Source organism: Streptomyces camelliae, assembly GCF_027625935.1.
Taxonomy (GTDB): domain Bacteria; phylum Actinomycetota; class Actinomycetes; order Streptomycetales; family Streptomycetaceae; genus Streptomyces; species Streptomyces camelliae.
The window spans coordinates 1,262,256-1,280,511 of the sequence record NZ_CP115300.1 but is presented as its reverse complement, the minus strand read 5'-3'; the positions used below and the strand labels follow the sequence as shown (position 1 = coordinate 1,280,511).

The 18,256-nt window shown below is 71.6% G+C and carries 14 protein-coding genes; 8 read left to right on the top strand and 6 right to left on the bottom strand.

What is annotated here, in order from left to right; genetic code table 11:
- The first annotated feature begins 77 nt into the window (after positions 1-77).
- Positions 78-3,359 (top strand): bifunctional lysylphosphatidylglycerol synthetase/lysine--tRNA ligase LysX, encoded by a 3,282-nt coding sequence (gene lysX, locus O1G22_RS06045; protein ID WP_270080349.1) that lies wholly within the window; start codon positions 78-80, stop codon positions 3,357-3,359.
- Here lysX and O1G22_RS06040 read toward each other — a convergent pair.
- The gene (locus O1G22_RS06040) at positions 3,304-4,782 is read right to left on the bottom strand and encodes an MFS transporter (RefSeq protein ID WP_270080348.1); all 1,479 of its coding nucleotides are present in this window, start codon (positions 4,780-4,782) and stop codon (positions 3,304-3,306) included. The two genes, lysX and O1G22_RS06040, sit on opposite strands and share 56 nt — an antisense overlap.
- 172 nt (positions 4,783-4,954) lie before the next feature.
- Between O1G22_RS06040 and O1G22_RS06035 the strand changes: the two genes are divergently transcribed.
- Positions 4,955-5,791, top strand: coding sequence for a polysaccharide deacetylase family protein (locus tag O1G22_RS06035; protein WP_270080347.1), 837 nt, complete (start codon positions 4,955-4,957; stop codon positions 5,789-5,791).
- A 40-nt stretch (positions 5,792-5,831) separates the two neighbouring features.
- Here the strand turns inward: O1G22_RS06035 and O1G22_RS06030 are convergent, their stop codons facing one another.
- From O1G22_RS06030 to O1G22_RS06015, 4 genes are all read right to left on the bottom strand, one after another.
- Entirely contained in the window at positions 5,832-6,497 is a 666-nt protein-coding gene (locus tag O1G22_RS06030) for a class F sortase (RefSeq protein WP_270080346.1), read from the bottom strand.
- 539 nt (positions 6,498-7,036) lie between these two features.
- On the bottom strand, positions 7,037-7,600 hold the full coding sequence (locus tag O1G22_RS06025; RefSeq protein ID WP_270080345.1) for a hypothetical protein: 564 nt from the start codon (positions 7,598-7,600) through the stop codon (positions 7,037-7,039).
- A gap of 186 nt (positions 7,601-7,786) precedes the next feature.
- The gene (locus O1G22_RS06020) at positions 7,787-8,551 is read right to left on the bottom strand and encodes a bestrophin-like domain (protein WP_270080344.1); all 765 of its coding nucleotides are present in this window, start codon (positions 8,549-8,551) and stop codon (positions 7,787-7,789) included.
- Between the two features lie 31 nt (positions 8,552-8,582).
- A complete protein-coding gene (locus tag O1G22_RS06015; protein ID WP_270080343.1) occupies positions 8,583-8,711 on the bottom strand; it encodes a hypothetical protein in 129 nt (42 codons plus the stop codon).
- A 736-nt stretch (positions 8,712-9,447) separates the two neighbouring features.
- Here O1G22_RS06015 and O1G22_RS06010 point away from each other — a divergent pair.
- The 3 genes from O1G22_RS06010 to O1G22_RS06000 all read left to right on the top strand — a co-directional run bounded on the left by O1G22_RS06010 (position 9,448) and on the right by O1G22_RS06000 (position 13,655).
- Positions 9,448-10,416, top strand: coding sequence for an SCO0930 family lipoprotein (locus O1G22_RS06010; RefSeq protein ID WP_270080342.1), 969 nt, complete (start codon positions 9,448-9,450; stop codon positions 10,414-10,416).
- A 276-nt stretch (positions 10,417-10,692) separates the two neighbouring features.
- Complete coding sequence (locus O1G22_RS06005) at positions 10,693-11,505, top strand: SAM-dependent methyltransferase (protein WP_270080341.1); 813 nt, start codon at positions 10,693-10,695, stop codon at positions 11,503-11,505.
- The gene (locus O1G22_RS06000) at positions 11,502-13,655 is read left to right on the top strand and encodes a putative bifunctional diguanylate cyclase/phosphodiesterase (protein ID WP_270080340.1); all 2,154 of its coding nucleotides are present in this window, start codon (positions 11,502-11,504) and stop codon (positions 13,653-13,655) included. The genes O1G22_RS06005 and O1G22_RS06000 overlap by 4 nt, the downstream gene beginning before the upstream one ends.
- A 144-nt stretch (positions 13,656-13,799) precedes the next feature.
- Here the strand turns inward: O1G22_RS06000 and O1G22_RS05995 are convergent, their stop codons facing one another.
- Positions 13,800-14,684, bottom strand: coding sequence for a LysR family transcriptional regulator (locus tag O1G22_RS05995; protein WP_270080339.1), 885 nt, complete (start codon positions 14,682-14,684; stop codon positions 13,800-13,802).
- Positions 14,685-14,803: 119 nt separating this feature from the next.
- On the opposite strand from O1G22_RS05995, the gene O1G22_RS05990 reads away from it, so the two are divergent.
- Genes O1G22_RS05990 through O1G22_RS05980 form a run of 3 tightly spaced genes read left to right on the top strand, consistent with a single transcriptional unit; the run spans position 14,804 to position 18,172 of the window.
- Positions 14,804-15,475, top strand: coding sequence for a succinate dehydrogenase (locus O1G22_RS05990; protein ID WP_225095417.1), 672 nt, complete (start codon positions 14,804-14,806; stop codon positions 15,473-15,475).
- A gap of 1 nt (position 15,476) precedes the next feature.
- Complete coding sequence (locus tag O1G22_RS05985) at positions 15,477-17,426, top strand: fumarate reductase/succinate dehydrogenase flavoprotein subunit (RefSeq protein WP_270080338.1); 1,950 nt, start codon at positions 15,477-15,479, stop codon at positions 17,424-17,426.
- Complete coding sequence (locus tag O1G22_RS05980; RefSeq protein WP_270080337.1) at positions 17,423-18,172, top strand: succinate dehydrogenase/fumarate reductase iron-sulfur subunit; 750 nt, start codon at positions 17,423-17,425, stop codon at positions 18,170-18,172. Before O1G22_RS05985 ends, O1G22_RS05980 begins: the two co-directional genes overlap by 4 nt.
- Positions 18,173-18,256 lie beyond the last annotated feature (84 nt).

Sequence of the window (18,256 nt, the reverse complement as noted above, 5' to 3'; positions counted from 1 at the left end):
CAGGACAACGCGCCGTTCCGGCCCGGCGCCGGCCTCTCGACGGGCGAGCCGCCCGGCCGCTTCCTACAGTCGGAACCATGACCGCGAGCGCCGGGCCCGCCGAACGGAGGGACCCCACGACGCCGGTACGCCCGTCCGCCGGCGGGCGCCTCGGCTGGGTGCCCAAGGCCTTCGCGACCCTCTTCGGCGCACTCGGCCTGCTGTGCGCCCTGGTCGCGCTCATCGAGCCCCTGCGGGACCTGCTCCAGCCGGTCATCCACACCCTCGACATGCTCCTGGTGCCCATCAGCGCCAACCTCGCCTACGCCGTCTTCCTGTTCCTGCTGGCCGGCGCCATTGCCGCCCGCAAGAAGATCGCCTGGTGGCTGGTCGTCGTCTACCTCGGCCTGGTCGTCCTCAGCGACGCACTCGGCGTGGGCGTCGGGCTGTACACCGAGTCGCTGCTGTCCCTGGCGGTGTCCGGCCTGCTGCTGGTCCTGCTCGTCGTGGCCCACGGGGAGTTCTACGCCGCCTCCCGCCGCGGCGCCGTGTGGCGGGCCCTCGGTGTGCTGCTGGCCGGGCTCGTGGTGGCGATCCTGCTGGGCTGGGGCCTGGTCATGATGTTTCCGGGCACGCTCCCGGCGAACGAGCATCTGGCCTGGGCGGCCGACCGGGTCCTCGGCGGACTGTTCCCGCCCGGCGCGTTCGCCGGCCGCCCGCCGCGCAAGGTCACCTTCGTCCTCGGCCTCCTCGGCGCCCTCGCCCTGCTCAACGCCGCCGCCACGCTGTTCCGCTCCCAGCGCCTGGAGGCCGCCCTGCACGACGACGAGGAGGCCCGCATCCGCGCCCTCCTCGCCGACTACGGCGAGCGGGACTCGCTCGGCTACTTCGCCACCCGCCGGGACAAGGCCGTCGTCTTCTCGCCCAGCGGCAAGGCCGCCGTCACCTACCGCGTCGAGGCCGGGGTGTGCCTGGCCAGCGGCGATCCCGTCGGCGACATGGAGGCCTGGCCGCACGCGATCGCCGCCTGGCTGGACGTGGCCCGTCGCTACGCCTGGGCGCCCGCCGTGATGGGCGCCTCCGAGGACGGTGCCCGTGCCTATGTCCGCGCCGGGCTCGGCGCCCTCCAGCTCGGCGACGAGGCGATCCTGCAGGTGGCCTCCTTCGACCTGAACGGCCGGGACATGCGGGTGACCCGGCAGGCCGTGCACCGCGTCGCCCGCACCGGCGCCACCACCCGGATCCGCCGCCACGCCGCACTCGGCGAGCGGGAGATGGAGGAGGTCATCGGCAAGGCCGACGCCTGGCGCGACACCGAGACCGAACGCGGCTTCTCCATGGCCCTGGACCGGCTCGGCGACCCCGCCGACGGCGACTGCCTGCTCGTGGAGGCCCTCGGCGAGGACGGCCGGCTGCTCGCCCTGCTCTCCTTCGTGCCCTGGGGGCGCGACGGCATCTCCCTGGACCTGATGCGCCGTGACCGGGCCGCCCCCAACGGGGTCATGGAGTTCATGATCGCCGAACTGTGCGCCGCCGCGGCGAAGTTGGGCGTCCGCAGGATCTCGCTGAACTTCGCCGTCTTCCGCTCCGCCTTCGAGGAAGGCGCCCGTATCGGCGCCGGACCCGTCCTCAGATTCTGGCGCCGTCTGCTGCTGTTCTTCTCCCGCTGGTGGCAACTGGAGGCCATGTACCGGTCCAACGTCAAGTACCACCCCGAGTGGTACCCGCGTTTCATCTGCTACGGCGAGACCGCCGCCCTCGCCCGCATCGGGCTCGCCTCCGGAATCGCCGAAGGCTTCGTCCCCGTACCGTCGTTGCGCAAGCTCTGGGGCAAGGGGCATCCGAAGGCCGGGCCGCGGCCCGCCACCACAGCGGGCCTGCCGTCCCTGACGGCGCCCGGCCGCGAAGCCGGGGAGGGGGCCGGGCCGGCGGCCCCGGAGGCGGGCCTGCCCGACCAGGTCCGCGTCCGCCGCCGCACCCTGGACCGGCTGCGCGCCGCCGGCACCGACCCCTACCCGGTCGGCGTCCCCGCCCCCAGCCACGCCCTCTCCGACGTCCCCGAAGGAGCGGACGTCACCGTCGCCGGACGGGTCATGCTGGTCCGCGACTTCGGCGGCATCGTCTTCGCCGTGCTGCGCGACTGGTCCGGCGACCACCAGATCGCCCTGACCCGCGACGGTACCGGCGCGGCCGCCCTCGACCGCTTCACCGCCGACGCCGACACCGGCGACCACGTCACCGCCACCGGCCACGCAGGCCGCAGCGACCACGGCGAGCCCACCGTCTTCGTCACCGACTGGCAGCTCACCGGCAAGTGCCTGCGCCCGCTGCCCGACAAACGGCGCGGCCTCACCGACCCCGAGGCCAAGGTCCGCCGCCGCTACCTCGACCTCGCGACCAGCCCCGCCGCCCGCACGGTCCTGCGGGCCCGCTCCGCCGCCGTACAGGCTCTGCGCCAGGGCCTGCTGGACCGTGGCTACGTCGAGGTCGAGACCCCGATGCTCCAGCCGATCCACGGCGGCGCCACCGCCCGCCCCTTCACCACCCACATCAACGCCTACGACCTCGACCTGTACCTGCGCATCGCCCCCGAGCTGTATCTGAAACGGCTGTGCGTCGGAGGCCTGGAGAAGGTCTTCGAACTCGGCCGCACCTTCCGCAACGAGGGCGTCTCCTACAAGCACAACCCCGAGTTCACGATGCTGGAGGCCTACCAGGCGCACGCGGACTACACCGTGATGCTCGACCTCACCCGCGAACTGATCCAGGGCGCCGCGAGCGCCGCCTTCGGCTCCCCGGTGGCCCGCAGGGACGGGCAGGAGTACGACATCTCCGGGCCCTGGCCGGTCAGGACCGTGTACGGGGCGGTCTCCGAGGCGGTGGGCGAGGAGATCGGCCCCGGCACCGAACTGCTGAGGCTGCACCGGCTGTGCGACCGCACCGCAGTGCCGTACACCGCCGACGACACCCCGGCCGACGTCGTCCTGGAGATGTACGAACGGCTGGTCGAGGAACGCACCCGGCTGCCCACCTTCTACAAGGACTTCCCGACCGACGTCTCCCCGCTGACCCGGCAGCACCGCACCGACCCGCGGCTCGCCGAGCGCTGGGACCTCGTCGCCTTCGGCGTCGAACTCGGCACCGCCTACTCGGAGCTGACCGACCCCGTCGAGCAGCGCCGGCGGCTCACCGAGCAGTCGCTGCGGGCCGCCGGCGGCGATCCGGAGGCCATGGAGCTGGACGAGGACTTCCTTCAGGCCCTCGAATACGCGATGCCCCCGACCGGCGGCCTCGGCCTCGGCGTCGACCGGCTCGTCATGTTCCTCACCGGCCTGACGATCCGGGAGACCCTGCCGTTCCCGCTGGTGCGCCACCGCTGACCCTCGGCTCCGGGCCGGCCGCGGGGACGGCTCGGCGGGGCAGGGCCAGCAGCGCGATCAGCGCGGCGGTCAGGCACAGCGCCGTACCGAGGTCGAAGCAGTGGCGGACCTCGTGCGCGAGGACGACCTTGTACTCCTTCAGACCGGCGAGCGTCCCCGTCGTCGTGTTCCGCTCGGCGACCGTGATGACGCCGACGAACATGGAGGCGCCCAGACCGGCGCCGAACTGCCGGGAGGAGTTCAGCTCCTGGGGGAGCGCACCGCTGCCGCCCCGCGCGAAACCGGCGGGCAGGGCGAGCACCCCGCAGCCGAACGCGATCAGCAGCAGCGGCAGCTGCACCGCGCCGAAGCCGTAGCCCGCACCTGGGCGGCCCAGCAGCACGAACCCGCCGGCCGCCACCACGCACGCTCCGGCCACCGTACCGGCGAGCCCCGCGCGCGCGGCCACCACGGGCAGCACCGCACACCCCAGCACCACCCCGGCGACCGCGGGCAGCAGGGCCCAGCCGACCTGCATCGGGGACAGATTGCCGAGCAGCTGCAGGGCGAACATCAGGACGATCATGGCCCCGGCCAGGCCCGCCGCCAGCAGCGCCACCACCGTGTAGGCGCCGAACGCGACCCGCTCCCGGTACAGCCGGGACAGCAGGGCCGGCACCCGCTCGCCACGGCCCAGCCAGCCCAGCGCGGACGGCAGCAGCGCGGCGCCCACGGCGATGACGATGACCGTCGTGACGGACACACTCCGGCCGCCGAGCCAGTCCGCGAACCACGCGAGGAAGCCCAGCGGCACGACGGCCAGCGCGGCACCGCCCACCCGGCTCCGCGCCCCGGGCACCGGCTCCGTCTCGGCCAGCGCCACCGGGGTCAGCACCAGGAGCACCAGCCCGGCCACCGCCTGCACCCAGAAGACCGTGTTCGCCGTCCGCACGCTGTCCAGCAGCATCGTGCACGGCAGCAGCACGGCCGGGGTGGCGCAGGCGACGACCGCGAAGTGCATGTTCAGCGCCCGGTCCCGGTCCCGGCCCGCCGGATGCGTGGCGTCGATCAGCGCCAGCGCGCCCGCCGTGATCACCGCCGCCGCCACACCCTGCACCGCCCGCGACGCCAGCAGCACCCAGGCGGCGGTCGACAGCGCGGGCGCCGCCGCGGCGAGGCTCGACAGCGCGAACCCGCCCATCAGCACCCGCCGGTGCCCGAGCGCCCGGCCGAGCGCCCCCGCGAGCACCGGCAGCGCCGCGAAGCACACGCTGTACACGGACAGCAGCCAGGTCAGCCCGGAGAACGACAGATGCCGGTCGAACTGGATCAACGGCAGCCCCACCGCGAAGACCGCGGTGTCGAAGACGACCAGGATCTGGGCGACGGCCAGCAGCACCACCGCCAACGCCCCGCGGCCCGGCCCGCGTTCTCCCCCGTGCACCAATTCGGCTCGCCCCCCGTGTCCGTTCTCCGGCAGTGTGTGCGGACTGAATGACTATCAGAGCCGCCGGACGGTTCCCCACCGGGCCCCCGCTGGTCCGACCGGGTGCTTTCCCACCCTCGCACCGGTGTCGTTGTGGTGTGCCGGAGGCCGGTGGGGCGAGTGATGAGTCATGCAGAAGGATCAGTTCTTCACCCGGCGCCGGATGCTCCTCGCCGGCGCCGCGGCAGTGGGGGCCGCGGGCACTGCCGGAGTCGTTCTCGCGGGCGGCACCGAGGAGACCGCCCGGATCCCCGCCGCCCCCGCCCCCGGCCCGCAGGCCCGTCAGGCGCTCAAGCCCTCCGCGTTCCGGCTCCAGCCGCTCACCGGATACGGCCCGCCCCGCCCCGCGCCGCGCAAGCTGAAGGTGCGCACCGAGCCGATCCTGAAGATCTCCGGGCGCGGCCGGCACATGATGCTGACCTTCGACGACGGCCCCAACCCCGAATACACCCCGCACATCCTGGACACCCTCGCCAGGTACGACGTGCGGGCGATGTTCTTCCTGTGCGGCGAGTGCGTCGTCGACAACCGGGAACTCGTGGCCCGGATGGCCGACGAGGGCCATGTCGTCGGCAACCACACCTGGACCCATCCGCTGCTGACCACCCTCAACCGCAGGCAGATCCGCGACGAGATGGAGCGCACCAGCGACGCCATCGAGGACTCCTACGGCGAGCGGCCCCAGTGGTTCCGGGCCCCCTACGGCGCCTGGAACCGGGCCGCGTTCCAACTCGGCGCCGAGATGGGCATGGAGCCGATGGCCTGGACGGTGGACACCACCGACTGGATGACGCCGGGCACCTCCACCATCATCGACCGGGTGGAGAGCGGCGCCGCCCCCGGTGTCGTGGTGCTCTCCCACGACGCCGGCGGCGACCGTTCGCAGACCGTCCACGCGATCCGTGAATGGCTGCCCCATCTCCTCGACTCCGGATATCACATGACCGTGCCGCGCCGCCGCACGTGACCCTTGGCCAGGGGTTTCGCCCGGCCCGGCCGAGGTGGCTTCAGTCCACCGCGACCAGCCGGGCGAAGACCACGACATTCCCGTCGTAGCCCTTCTGTTTCGAGAAACCGCCCCCGCAGGTGATGACCCGCAATTCCGGGGTGCCCTTCGAGCCGTACACCCGGTCACCGGGGAAATTGGCCTTCGAGAAGACCTCGATTCCATAGATCTCGAACACCGCGGTCTTTCCGTCCCTGCGCAGAGTCTCGACCCGGTTTCCCTGTTTCAGGGCCCCGAGTCCGTAAAAGACGGCGGGGCCCTGCTGGTTGTCGACGTGCCCCACGACGACCGCGGTGCCTTTCTCGCCGGGGGAGACCGCACCGGTGAACCAGCCCGCGAGGTTGGGGTCCCCGGGCGGGGGTGCGCCGATCCAGCCGTCCGCGTCCAGGCCGACCGGCATCACCGGCGCGTCCACCTGGATCGCGGGGATCCGCACCCGCTCGACGGCCGAGAACGCGAGCGGCGCCGGAGCCCCGGCGAACGTGCCCGTACGGCTGTCCGGGGCCGCCGCCGAGGCCGGCTGCGGCGGGCCGATGTCGAACTCCCCCGAACCGTTCCGGATGAGCGCCAGGCCGGTCAGCAGAACAAGCGCTATCACGCCCCACGGGGCGCGCTTGCGCCGCCGCTCCTCCTCTTCGGCGAGCTCGTACAGTCCGGACGCAGACATTCGCCATCCCCTCTCGCCGCGGCCGCCGCCGCGTGCGTCGCGCATGGGAAAACGCTAAATCCCGCGCGCGGTGCGGGCGACGGGGTGAGCGGCGAACGGGTGGCCCGCGGCGGATGCGGTGCGCCATCCGAGGTGCCGTTCCCAGGAATTTCCTGACGGCCCGTGACCTGCGTCAATATCCGATTGTGTGATTTCGGTCCGATGTGTTGCCTCACCAGGACGGACCATTCTCGGCATGCGGGAGTGTTCCCGGGGTCCGAGGGTCTTTTCCGGGAGGTGTTGTCTCGCCGATCGACCGGGAACCGGACCCGGGGCGCCTCCCGCGGAGGATCACTTGACAACGGCATCAGCTGCCACTTCGACGACAGCGGGAACCACGTCGGCAACCGCGACCGAGGGGACTTCGGTCGTGATCCCGGCCGCGGGGCCGGCGGGCGGGACTCGGATCGCGGGTCGGATCGTGGGGACGACTTCGGGCGGCGTGTTCTGGCTGCGCCGCCGGCACGAGCAGTGGATCTGACGCCGTTGCCCGTGCGGTGTCAGAGGCCGTCCTCGTGGGCACGGCGGCGCGCCAGGCGGTAGGCCGTGCCGAGCGAACCGGCGATCAGTAGCGCGCCGAGGCCGATCTCCTTGACGTCGAACCCGCCGACACTGCCGCCCGCACCGGCCCGCACCCCGTGCTGCACCGGCGGGAGCGGCGCGTAGCGCTGGTCGTAGGGCTGGTCGCGCTGGTCGCCCTCGCGGCCGTCGGCGATGGTGAGGTCGGTGGCCCCGCTCGCCCCGTCGCAGCGGAACGTCACCGAGTGGGCGGCCCCGGGTCTGGCGTTCCGGTCGACCACAGCGGTCGCCGAGGAGCGCTCCGGCGGGATCCGTAGCGTGTCGAAGACCCCGGAGGACACCGTGGCGGTGCCCCGGCAGCCGCCGCCGTCCCGGTCGACCTGGAGGCGCACCCGGTTCCCGGCCGTGATGGCGGACGGGGCGACCCGGAAACCGAACGGCGTGCCGTCGTGGTCGTCACCCGCGAGGGCGGCCGATGCGCCGAGGGCGAGGGCGAGGGTGCCGGCGCCCAGCAGAGCGGCCGAAGCGACGCGTATCGCGCGCATACTGCTTCCTCCGGTCCCCGAGGAGCGGCCGCGGACCTGTTTCCGCCTGGGCCAGGAACGCACCTCGATGACCGCAACGTTAGGAACGTCCGCACACCCGCGCGATCGGAGTAGCGCGAATGGGGCACGGGTGTGCGTCGTCCGGGGGAAAACGGTCCTGCGGCCGGGTGGCATCCGGCCGCGAGGCTATTTGGTGAGGCCCGGGAACAGATTCGTGAACGGTTCCGCGGTCACCGCGATGCCCCGGCTGAAGGGGGCGTCGAAGTCCCAGATGAGGAACAGCATGAAGGCGATGGTCGCGGAGAACAGCCCGGCCAGCACCAGTTCGCGCTTCGTGCGCCGGATCTGCAACGCGAACACCATGCCCACGGTGATCAGCCCGCCGACGAGCAGCCCCCACCACACCACCGCCGGCATGGTGGCCCCGGTGGAGTCGGCCCGGTCGTTGCGCGCCTGGTCGGCGGCGGTCATCTGGTCCAGCAGCGGCTGGTAGGCCTGCGCCTCGAAGTCGTTCTTCGGCTGGTAGTCGGTGACGTCGTGACGGACCTTCTGCAGCAGCTCGGCACCGCGGTCGGTGACGCGCTCCTGGTTCGACATCGTCTTCCACTCGTGGTCGACGACATAGCTGACATAGGTGTTGACATCAGTCCGGATCCGGTCACGGACGTCCGGCGGATAGACCCGGACCCGCTCCGAGATCTCGTGCAGCGCCTGGGCCTCGCTCTGTACGTAGTCCTGGGCGGAGCTGCGGGCCTCCCACACGCCCGCGATGGCCAGACCGAGGACGATGGCGTACACGACACCGATCCACATCGTCATGTACTCGATGACGTCCGGGGTCTCGCTGGGGTCCTCGTCGTCGGGTGCCCGCCGGTTGCGCAGGACGGTGACGACCACCACGACGGCACAGGCCGCCAGCATCGCGAGGACGAGAACAAGCCAATCCGGCAACGGATACCTCCAGGGTGAGCGGGCCGGCGCGTCAGCGCGGGCGCAGGGCCGCGACGGCGACGATCGCGGGGACGGTGATGAGCAGGACGTAGGTGACGGGCGTGGTGGTGCCCGTCGCCCGGTGACTGACGGGATGGGAGCGGTACGCGGGGTAGCTCACCGGGGTCACCGAGGGCCGCGGCGCGGGCTTCGGCTTCGGCGCCGGTGCGGGCGTCGGGGTGGGCTTCGGGACCGGGCGTGGGGCCGGCGGAGGCGGCGCGGGCCGGACCGGGCGCTTCGGCTTCGGGGCGGGCTTCGGCGTCGGGCGCGGAGGCGGCGTCGGCTTCGGGGGTGGTGGGGGCGGTGGCGGTGGGGGAGGCGGTGGCGGTACCGGCGGCGGGGTGGGCGTCGGCGTCGGCGGGCACGGCGGCGGGGTCGGCGTCGGGCAGGGCGGGTCGGGCCAGTGAGCGCCGTCACCGGCCCACGCCACCGCCACCGTGCCGTCCGGTCCCGTGGAGGCGGACGCGCAGGCGTCGGCCCGCGCGCTGCCGGCCGGGCAGCCCACCAGGGTCCAGCTCAGCGTCAACAGGGCCAACACCCTTACGGCGGGCGCGCATCGAGTCACTTCGGGTCCATGCACGACGAAGATCATGGGGCGCGGGAACCGGAAGCACGCCGTAGTGCGCCGGGATTGCTTCGAAGGAAGGACATTGCGTGATCAGGTGTTTGACGCGGCCAAGTACGCGCTTGGCGTGAAATGTGCGCCCCGCGTACGCCTGCCATCGAGGGGCCGGACACAGGTTCCGGAAAGATTTTCGCGTCCGCGTTGAACACTCCACCCCCTGCGCCGCGTACCCATGGCCGTGCGGCGGCGCAGCAAGGCGCTGCAACATCCAGGCGATGATGGGGAGTTGACGATGAAGACCTCCGGGCGGACCGCCTCGCTGGTGGCGACAGCCGCCGCGGTGCTGGCGCTGACGACGGCGTGCGGTCAGGACAACAGCACCACCCCGGCCTCCGCGGCCCAGAACGTCGGCGCCACCGCGCCCGCGGGCAGCCCGACCACCGGCGCCGGCCTCGGCACGGGCACCGGCGCGGGCAACGGTTACGGCGCCGACGGCAACCAGAGCTCCAGCTCCCCCACCGCGGCCGCGCCCGCGGGCAAGCTCACCGTGGCCGCCAACCCCGATCTCGGCAACGTGCTGACCGACGGCTCCGGCCTCACCCTCTACCGGTTCGACAAGGACACCGCCAACCCGCCCAAGTCGAACTGCGTCGACGACTGTGCCAGGACCTGGCCGCCGGTCCCCGCCAATGACGCCACCGCCGGCGCCGGCATCGACAAGTCGCTGCTCGGCGAGGTGACCCGCGCCGACGGCACCAAGCAGCTCACCATCGGCGGCTGGCCGGCGTACCGCTACGCCAAGGACGTCAACGCCGGTGACGTCAACGGCCAGGGCGTGGGCGGCAAGTGGTTCGCGCTGGCCCCCGACGGCAAGAAGGCCTCGCTGGCCTCCCTGCCCGGTCTGTCCGTGCGCAAGGACCCCAAGCTCGGCGACATCATCGTGGACAAGAACGGCAGGACGGTCTACCGCTTCCTGAAGGACAAGGCCTGGCCCAAGGTCATCTCGAACTGCGCCGGAGCCTGCCTCCAGAAGTGGCCCGCCGTCGCTCCGGTCAAGCCGGAGGACACCCAGGGCGTCAAGAAGAAGGGGCTGATGGGCTTCACCCGTCCCGACGGCGCGAAGCAGATGACCGTCAACTGCTGGCCGATCTACACCTTCTCCGGGGACACCGCCCCCGGCGACACCAACGGTCAGGGCGTGGGCGGCACCTGGTACGCCGTCGCGCCCGACGGCAAGCCGGTCGGCGCTCCGAGCAGCTGATCACCTCCCCAGGGTCGATCGTCCCGCCCGGCCCGGGGCGCCACCGCCGGTCCGCCCCCTCCGCACCGCACGGAGGGGGCGGACCCTTGTGCTGGGCGGGAGAAGCCCAGGCCGGCACAGCCGTCACACAGCGGGGTCATACGGGCACATGCCGCAGGCAGTGACCGGGAACGGACGGTCAATTTCCGGTTCAGGTCGCTCCTTTGGCGGACGATCAGTAGCCTCAGCTCGAACACCGGATCGCCTGCCCCTGCCGTCCACGCCTTGGAGAGATACATGGAGCGTCCCGCCTGGGCCCCACGGAGCATCGACATCTCGGTGCCGAGCGTCTCGCGGATCTACGACTTCTACCTGGGCGGTTCGCACAATTTCGAGGTCGACCGGGAAGCGGCGCGCAGGGCCATGGCGTTCATGCCGGGCCTGCCGAAGATCATGCAGGCCAACCGGGCCTTCATGCGCCGGGCCGTGCGCTTCGCGGCCGGGCAGGGCGTCACCCAGTTCCTCGACATCGGCTCCGGCATCCCGACGTTCGGCAACGTCCACGAGGTGGCCCAGGCGGCCGCACCGGGCGCGCGCGTGGTCTACGTCGACCACGACCCGGTCGCCGTGGCGCACAGCCAGGCGGTGCTGGCGGGCAACGCGGACGCGGACGTGGTCGCGGCGGACCTGCTGGGGCCCCAGGAGATCCTCGCGAGCCCCCAGGTGGAGCGGCTGATCGACCTGAACCGGCCAGTGGCCCTCCTGCTCGTTGCCATACTGCACTTCGTGGAAGACGCGGACGATCCCTACGGTGCGGTGGCCGAGCTGCGCGAGGCGCTCGCGCCCGGCAGCATGCTGATCCTCACCCATGCCTCGTACGAGGGAATCCCGGTGCCGGCCGAGCGGGCCGAGGGCGCGGTGGACGTATACAAGGACATTCGCAACCCGCTGATCATGCGCTCGCGCGACGAGATCGCGCGGTTCTTCGAGGGGTACGACATGGTGGAACCCGGACTGGTGCCGATGCCGCACTGGCGCCCGGATGCGGCGTTGGAGGACGAGGATCCGTTCGCCTTCTCCGGATTCGCCGGCGTGGGGCGCACGGCGTGAGCGCGGAGCCGGACGCGCCGGAGGGCAGACTGCGCCGGTTCGCGACGATCTGGAGCCGGGCGGTCTACCCGGTGACCTCCACCTCGCTGACCCGCGCCGAGTTCGAGGAGCAACTGCTGCCACTCGCCCGCCGGTTGAGCGAGCTGCTGCGGGCGCACAGCTTCGACGCCGACGGCGCGAAGGCGGTCGGTGCCGCCCTGGTGGACGCGCACTGCACCGACCCCGAGGCGCTCACCCGCACCCTCGACTGCGTCGACGCGTATCTGGTGCTGTACTGCGGTGCGGACGATCCCGAGGCGCCGCAGGACGAACTGCGGCTGCGTTCCTCGCGGTTGCAGCACGCGATGGCCGCCGGGTTCGCGCAGGCGCTGCGCGAGCGCACCCTGGCCGAGCAGGAGGCCATCGCCCAGGCCGCGTTGCGGGCCCAGGGTGTGGTCGCACAGGCGCTGCACGCCAGCGAGGCCCGCTTCCGCGCGGTGTTCGAGGGCGCGGCCATAGGAATCGGCATCGCCGGCCTCGACGGAACCGTCCTGCAGGTCAACGAAGCGCTGCTGCGCATGTTCGGCCTGTCCGAGCCGACGCTGCGCGGCCGCCGGGTGCAGGACTGGGTGCACCCCGAGGACGCCCCGCAGACCTGGAAGCTCTACGAGGAGCTGGTCCGCGGCGAGCGCGAGCACTACCACATGGAGAAGGCGTTCAACCGCCCCGACGGCACGGTCCTGTGGACCAACCTGACGGTCTCCCTCCTGCGGGACGCCGACGGCGCGCCGCAGTACCAGCTCGCCCTCATGGAGGACACCACCGAGCGCCGCCTGCTCAACCTCCGGCTGCGCTACGAGGCCACGCACGACGCCCTCACCGGTCTGCCCAACCGCACCCTGTTCTTCGAACGCCTGGAGAAGGCGCTGGGGGCGGGCGAGGGCCAGCGGTTCGGCCTGTGCTATCTCGACCTGGACGGCTTCAAGACCATCAACGACAGCCTCGGGCACGCGGCCGGCGACCGGCTGCTGGTGGAGGTCGCCGACCGGCTGCAGTCCTGCGCGACCGCGCCCGGCGAGATGGTCGCCCGGCTCGGTGGCGACGAGTTCGTGGCCCTCACCACCGGCCCCGGCACCGAGCGCACGGTGGACGAGCTGGCCGAGCGCATCATGAACGCGCTCGTGACCCCCATCAGCATCGACGGCCGGGACCTGATGGTGCGCGGCAGCCTCGGCATCGTCGAGGGCCCGGCGGGCGAACGCACCGCCGCTGAAGTCCTCCGCAGCGCTGACATCACCATGTACCGGGCGAAGTCGGCGGGCGGCAACCGTTCCGAACTGGCCGACCCGGAGGCCGACGCCCGCGCCATCACCCGTCACGGCCTCACCACGGCCCTGCCGACGGCCCTGGAGCGCGGCGAGTTCTTCATCGAGTACCAGCCGCTGGTCCACCTCGGCGACGGCAGCGTGCGCGGCGCCGAGGCCCTGGTGCGCTGGCTGCATCCGCAGCACGGCGTCCTCGGCCCGGACCGCTTCATCCCACTGGCCGAGCACACCGGCCTGATCGTTCCGCTCGGCCGCTGGGTGCTGGAGGAGTCCATCCGGCAGGCCCGCGCCTGGCGAGAACGGTACGGCGAGGAGACGGCGGCCGGGCCGCTGCGCATCAACGTCAACCTGTCGCCGTGCCAGCTCAGTCATCCGGGCCTGGTCCAGGACACGGTCGAGATCCTGGAGCGCGCCGGCGTCACCCCGGACGCCCTGTGCCTGGAGGTCACCGAGTCGGCCCTGATCGGCGCCGACGACGATCTGCTCAAACCGCTGCGCCGGCTGGCCGAGATGGGCGTCGACATCGCCCTGGACGACTTCGGCACCGGCTACTCGAATCTCGCGAACCTGCGCCGTCTGCCGGTGCGCATCCTCAAGCTGGACCGCTCCTTCACCCAGGGCATGCAGCAGTTCCCCGCCGACCCGGTCGACCTGAAGATCGTCGAGGGCATCGTCACCCTCGCCCACAGCCTGGACCTCGCGGTCACGGTCGAGGGCGTGGAAACCGGCGCCCAGGCCGAGCAGCTGCGGATACTGGGCTGCGACACGGCCCAGGGCTGGTACTACGCCCGTCCGGGCCCGCCGGAGAGGCTGCACGACTTGGCGTTGGTGGACGCGACGGGCTGAACTTTTCAAGGAGGGGCGGGGCGGTTCCCCAAGGGACGCGGGGCCGCATTGATATGCGGCCCCGCCGCGGGGCGCGACAAGCCACCACGCACCCGCACCCCGAAACGGTGCTTCCCAGGCAGACGAATCCGAACGAAAGCACCCTCACTGCTCAAGCAACATCCGCTGCAACTCCCGCGCAGCCCGCGGCGGAGCCACATCGCTGCGATGCGCCAGCGCAATGGCCCGCTGCAACCCCGGCCGAGCCAACGGAGTGACCCGCAGCCCGCGTCCGGACCTGGACGCGACCATGCGCGGAACGACCGACACCCCCAGGCCCGCCCGGACAAACCCCAACACCGCATCCATCTCACCCCCCTCAACGGCAAAATCCGGCTCGAACCCAGCGGAGCGACACGCGGCCACCGTCAGCTCCCGCAGGTCGTACCCGTGCCGGAACATCACCAGCCGCTCACCCTCCAGGTCGGCGATGCGTACCACCCGCCCGCCCCGGCCAGGAGCCGGCGCCTCCGGTGAGGACACCACCACCAGCTCCTCCCGCAGCAACTCCACGGTGGTCAGCGCGGGCGCGGCCGTCGGCAGCGGCAGCACGACCAGCGCGAGATCGAGCGCACCGCGCGCCAGCTCCCGCACCAGGTCGTGCGAGCCGCTCTCCTCGATCAGCAGCTGAATGCCGGGATAGCGGTCGTGGAAGGCACGCAGTACGTCCGGCAGCAGGCCCGTGCACAGGCTCGGCGTCGCCCCCAGCCGCACCCGCCCCCGGCGCAGCTGCACCAGCTCCTGCACCTCGTGGCGCGCGGTGTCCGCGTCGGCCAGGATCCGCCGGGCCAGCGGCAGCAGCGCCTCGCCCGCGTCGGTGAGCGTGATGTTGCCCCGGGCGCGCAGGAACAGATCCGCGCCCAGCTCCCGCTCCAGCGCCTTGATCTGCTGCGACAGCGACGGCTGGGCGACATGGACCAGCTCCGCGGCCCGGGTGAAGTGCCGGGTCTCGGCGACGGCGACGAAGTACTGAAGCTGCTGGAACTGCATGGTGTCACGATAGCTTCCACCTATGGAATCCAGGTGGACCATGTCTTGGACCGATCGGGCCGTCCGGCCCTAGCGTGCTGGGCATGGCTCTGGCAACGCGGACGGACCGACGGCCGTCCATGGCGCGCACGATGTGGGACTCCTCCGTCGGCAAGAAGACCGTGATGGCCGTCAGCGGCCTGATCATGCTGGCGTACCTGGTGGCGCACATGATCGGCAACCTGAAGATCTACTTCGGTCCGGGCGAGTTCAACGACTACGGTCACTGGCTGCGCCGGATCGGCGAGCCGTTCATGCACCACATGTGGACGCTGTGGCTCGTCCGGATCGTCATGGCCGTCGCCGTGGTCGCCCACGCCACGTCCGCGTACCAGCTCAGCCGCCGGGACATCAAGGCACGGCCCAGCAAGTACGTGCACACGAAACCCCGGGCGAGCTACGCCACCCGCACCATGCGCTGGGGCGGGATCATCCTCGGCCTGTTCGTCGTCTGGCACGTCCTGGACCTGACCACCGGCACCGTGCACCCGGGCCGCTTCGAGCACGGCCACCCGTACCAGAACGTCGTCTCCGACTTCTCCCACTGGTACAGCAACGTCATCTACATCGTCGCGATGCTGGCGCTCGGCCTGCACATCCGGCACGGCTTCTGGAGCGCCGCGCAGACCCTCGGCGTCGGCAGCCGCACCCGCGACCGCGCCCTGAAGACCATCGCCAACGTCCTCGCGCTGCTGCTCACGGCCGGCTTCATCGCCGTACCCGTGGGCGTCATGACCGGAGTGGTGAGCTGACATGACCGACTACGCGAACTACACGACCGGCGAACCCGCCGTCGACACCAAGGCGCCCTCCGGCCCGATCCACGAGCGCTGGGACAAGCGCCGCTTCGAGGCCAAGCTCGTCAACCCCGCCAACCGGCGCAAGCACACCGTCATCGTCGTCGGCACCGGACTCGCCGGCGGCTCGGCGGGCGCCACCCTGGCCGAACAGGGCTACCACGTCGTCCAGTTCTGCTACCAGGACTCCCCGCGCCGCGCCCACTCCATCGCCGCGCAAGGCGGCATCAACGCGGCGAAGAACTACCGCAACGACGGCGACTCGATCCACCGGCTGTTCTACGACACCGTCAAGGGCGGCGACTTCCGCGCCCGCGAGTCCAACGTGCACCGGCTCGCGCAGATCTCGGTCGAGATCATCGACCAGTGCGTGGCCCAGGGCGTGCCCTTCGCCCGCGAGTACGGCGGCCTGCTCGACACCCGCTCGTTCGGCGGCGTCCAGGTGTCGCGGACGTTCTACGCCCGTGGCCAGACGGGACAGCAGCTCCTGCTCGGCGCCTACCAGGCCCTCAGCAGGCAGATCGCCGCGGGGAACGTGGAGATGCACCCGCGCACCGAGATGCTGGACCTGATCGTCGTGGACGGGCGGGCCCGGGGCATCGTGGCCCGGGATCTGATCACCGGTCGTGTCGACACCTACTTCGCCGACGCGGTGGTGCTGGCCTCCGGCGGTTACGGCAACGTCTTCTACCTCTCCACCAACGCCATGAACTCCAACGCGACCGCCGTGTGGCGGGCGCACCGGCGCGGCGCATACTTCGCCAACCCCTGCTTCACCCAGATCCACCCCACCTGCATCCCGCGCACCGGCGACCACCAGTCCAAGCTGACCCTGATGAGCGAGTCGCTGCGCAACGACGGCCGGATCTGGGTGCCCAAGGCCAAGGGCGACACCCGCCCGCCGCACCAGATCCCCGAGGACGAGCGCGACTACTACCTGGAGCGCATCTACCCGTCCTTCGGCAACCTCGTCCCCCGGGACATCGCCTCCCGCGCCGCTAAGAACGTCTGCGACGAGGGCAGGGGAGTGGGCCCCGGCGGCCAGGGTGTCTACCTGGACTTCGCCGACGCCATCCAGCGGATGGGCCGTAAGGCGGTCGAGGCGAAGTACGGCAACCTCTTCGACATGTACCAGCGGATCACCGACGAGGATCCGTACGAGGTGCCGATGCGGATCTACCCGGCCGTGCACTACACGATGGGCGGACTGTGGGTCGACTACGACCTCCAGACCACCATTCCCGGCCTGTTCGCCGTCGGTGAGGCCAACTTCTCCGACCACGGCGCCAACCGGCTCGGAGCCTCCGCGCTGATGCAGGGCCTCGCCGACGGCTACTTCGTCCTGCCGGCCACCATCAACGACTACCTGGCCCGCAACCCGCACCAGGAGCGGGTGACCGCCGAACACCCCGTCGTGCAGGAGGTGCTGGCCGAGACCGAGGACCGGCTCAATCTGCTGCTGTCCGTCGACGGCGACCGCACCCCGGACTCCTTCCACCGCGAACTCGGCGAGCTGATGTGGGAGTTCTGCGGCATGGCGCGCACCGACGCAGGGCTGCGCAAGGCCCTGGAGCGCATCCCGCAGATCCGCGAGGAGTTCTGGCGACGCATCAAGGTCCCCGGGACCGGCGAGGAGTTCAACCAGTCGCTGGAGAAGGCCAACCGGATCGTCGACTACCTGGAGCTCGCCGAGCTGATGTGCCTCGACGCGCTGCACCGCGCCGAGTCCTGCGGCGGCCACTTCCGCGAGGAGTCCCAGACCCCGGACGGCGAGGCCGCCCGCAAGGACGAGGAGTTCTCCTACGCGGCCGCCTGGGAGTTCACCGGCACCGGCACGGCTCCCGTCCTGCACAAGGAAGACCTGGTCTTCGAGTACGTCCACCCCACCCAGCGGAGCTACGCATGAAGCTCACCCTGCGCGTCTGGCGGCAGAAGAACGCCGGCGCCGACGGAGCGATGTCCACGTACGAGGTGGACGGCATCTCGTCCGACATGTCCTTCCTGGAGATGCTGGACGTCCTCAACGAACAGCTCATCCTGTCCGGCGAGGCCCCCGTCGCCTTCGACCACGACTGCCGCGAGGGCATCTGCGGCGCCTGTTCCCTCGTGATCAACGGCGACGCGCACGGCCCGGAGCGCACCACCACCTGCCAGCTGCACATGCGGTCCTTCAAGGACGGCGACACGATCGACATCGAGCCGTGGCGGGCGGCCGCGTTCCCGGTGATCAAGGACCTGGTCGTCGACCGGTCCGCGTTCGACCGGATCATCCAGGCCGGCGGCTATGTCACCGCGCCCACCGGCTCCGCGCCCGAGGCCCACGCCACGCCGGTGCCGAAGGCCGACGCCGACTTCGCCTTCGAGCACGCGGAGTGCATCGGCTGCGGGGCGTGCGTGGCCGCGTGCCCCAACGGCGCGGCGATGCTGTTCACCTCCGCCAAGATCAACCATCTCAACGTGCTGCCCCAGGGGGCACCCGAGCGGGAGACGCGGGTGCTGGACATGGTGGCGCAGATGGACGCGGAGGGCTTCGGCGGGTGCACGCTGACCGGTGAGTGCGCGACGGCCTGTCCGAAGGGCATTCCGCTGGTGTCGATCACCGGTATGAACAGGGAGTGGCTGCGGGCCACCCGGAAGGCGGGCAAGCGGTAGCGCCACCGGAAGAAGAAGAACGTTCGCCGACAACAGGGGGCGGACGGGCGGGGCCGGGAGTGGTGCTCATCCCCGGCCCCGTCT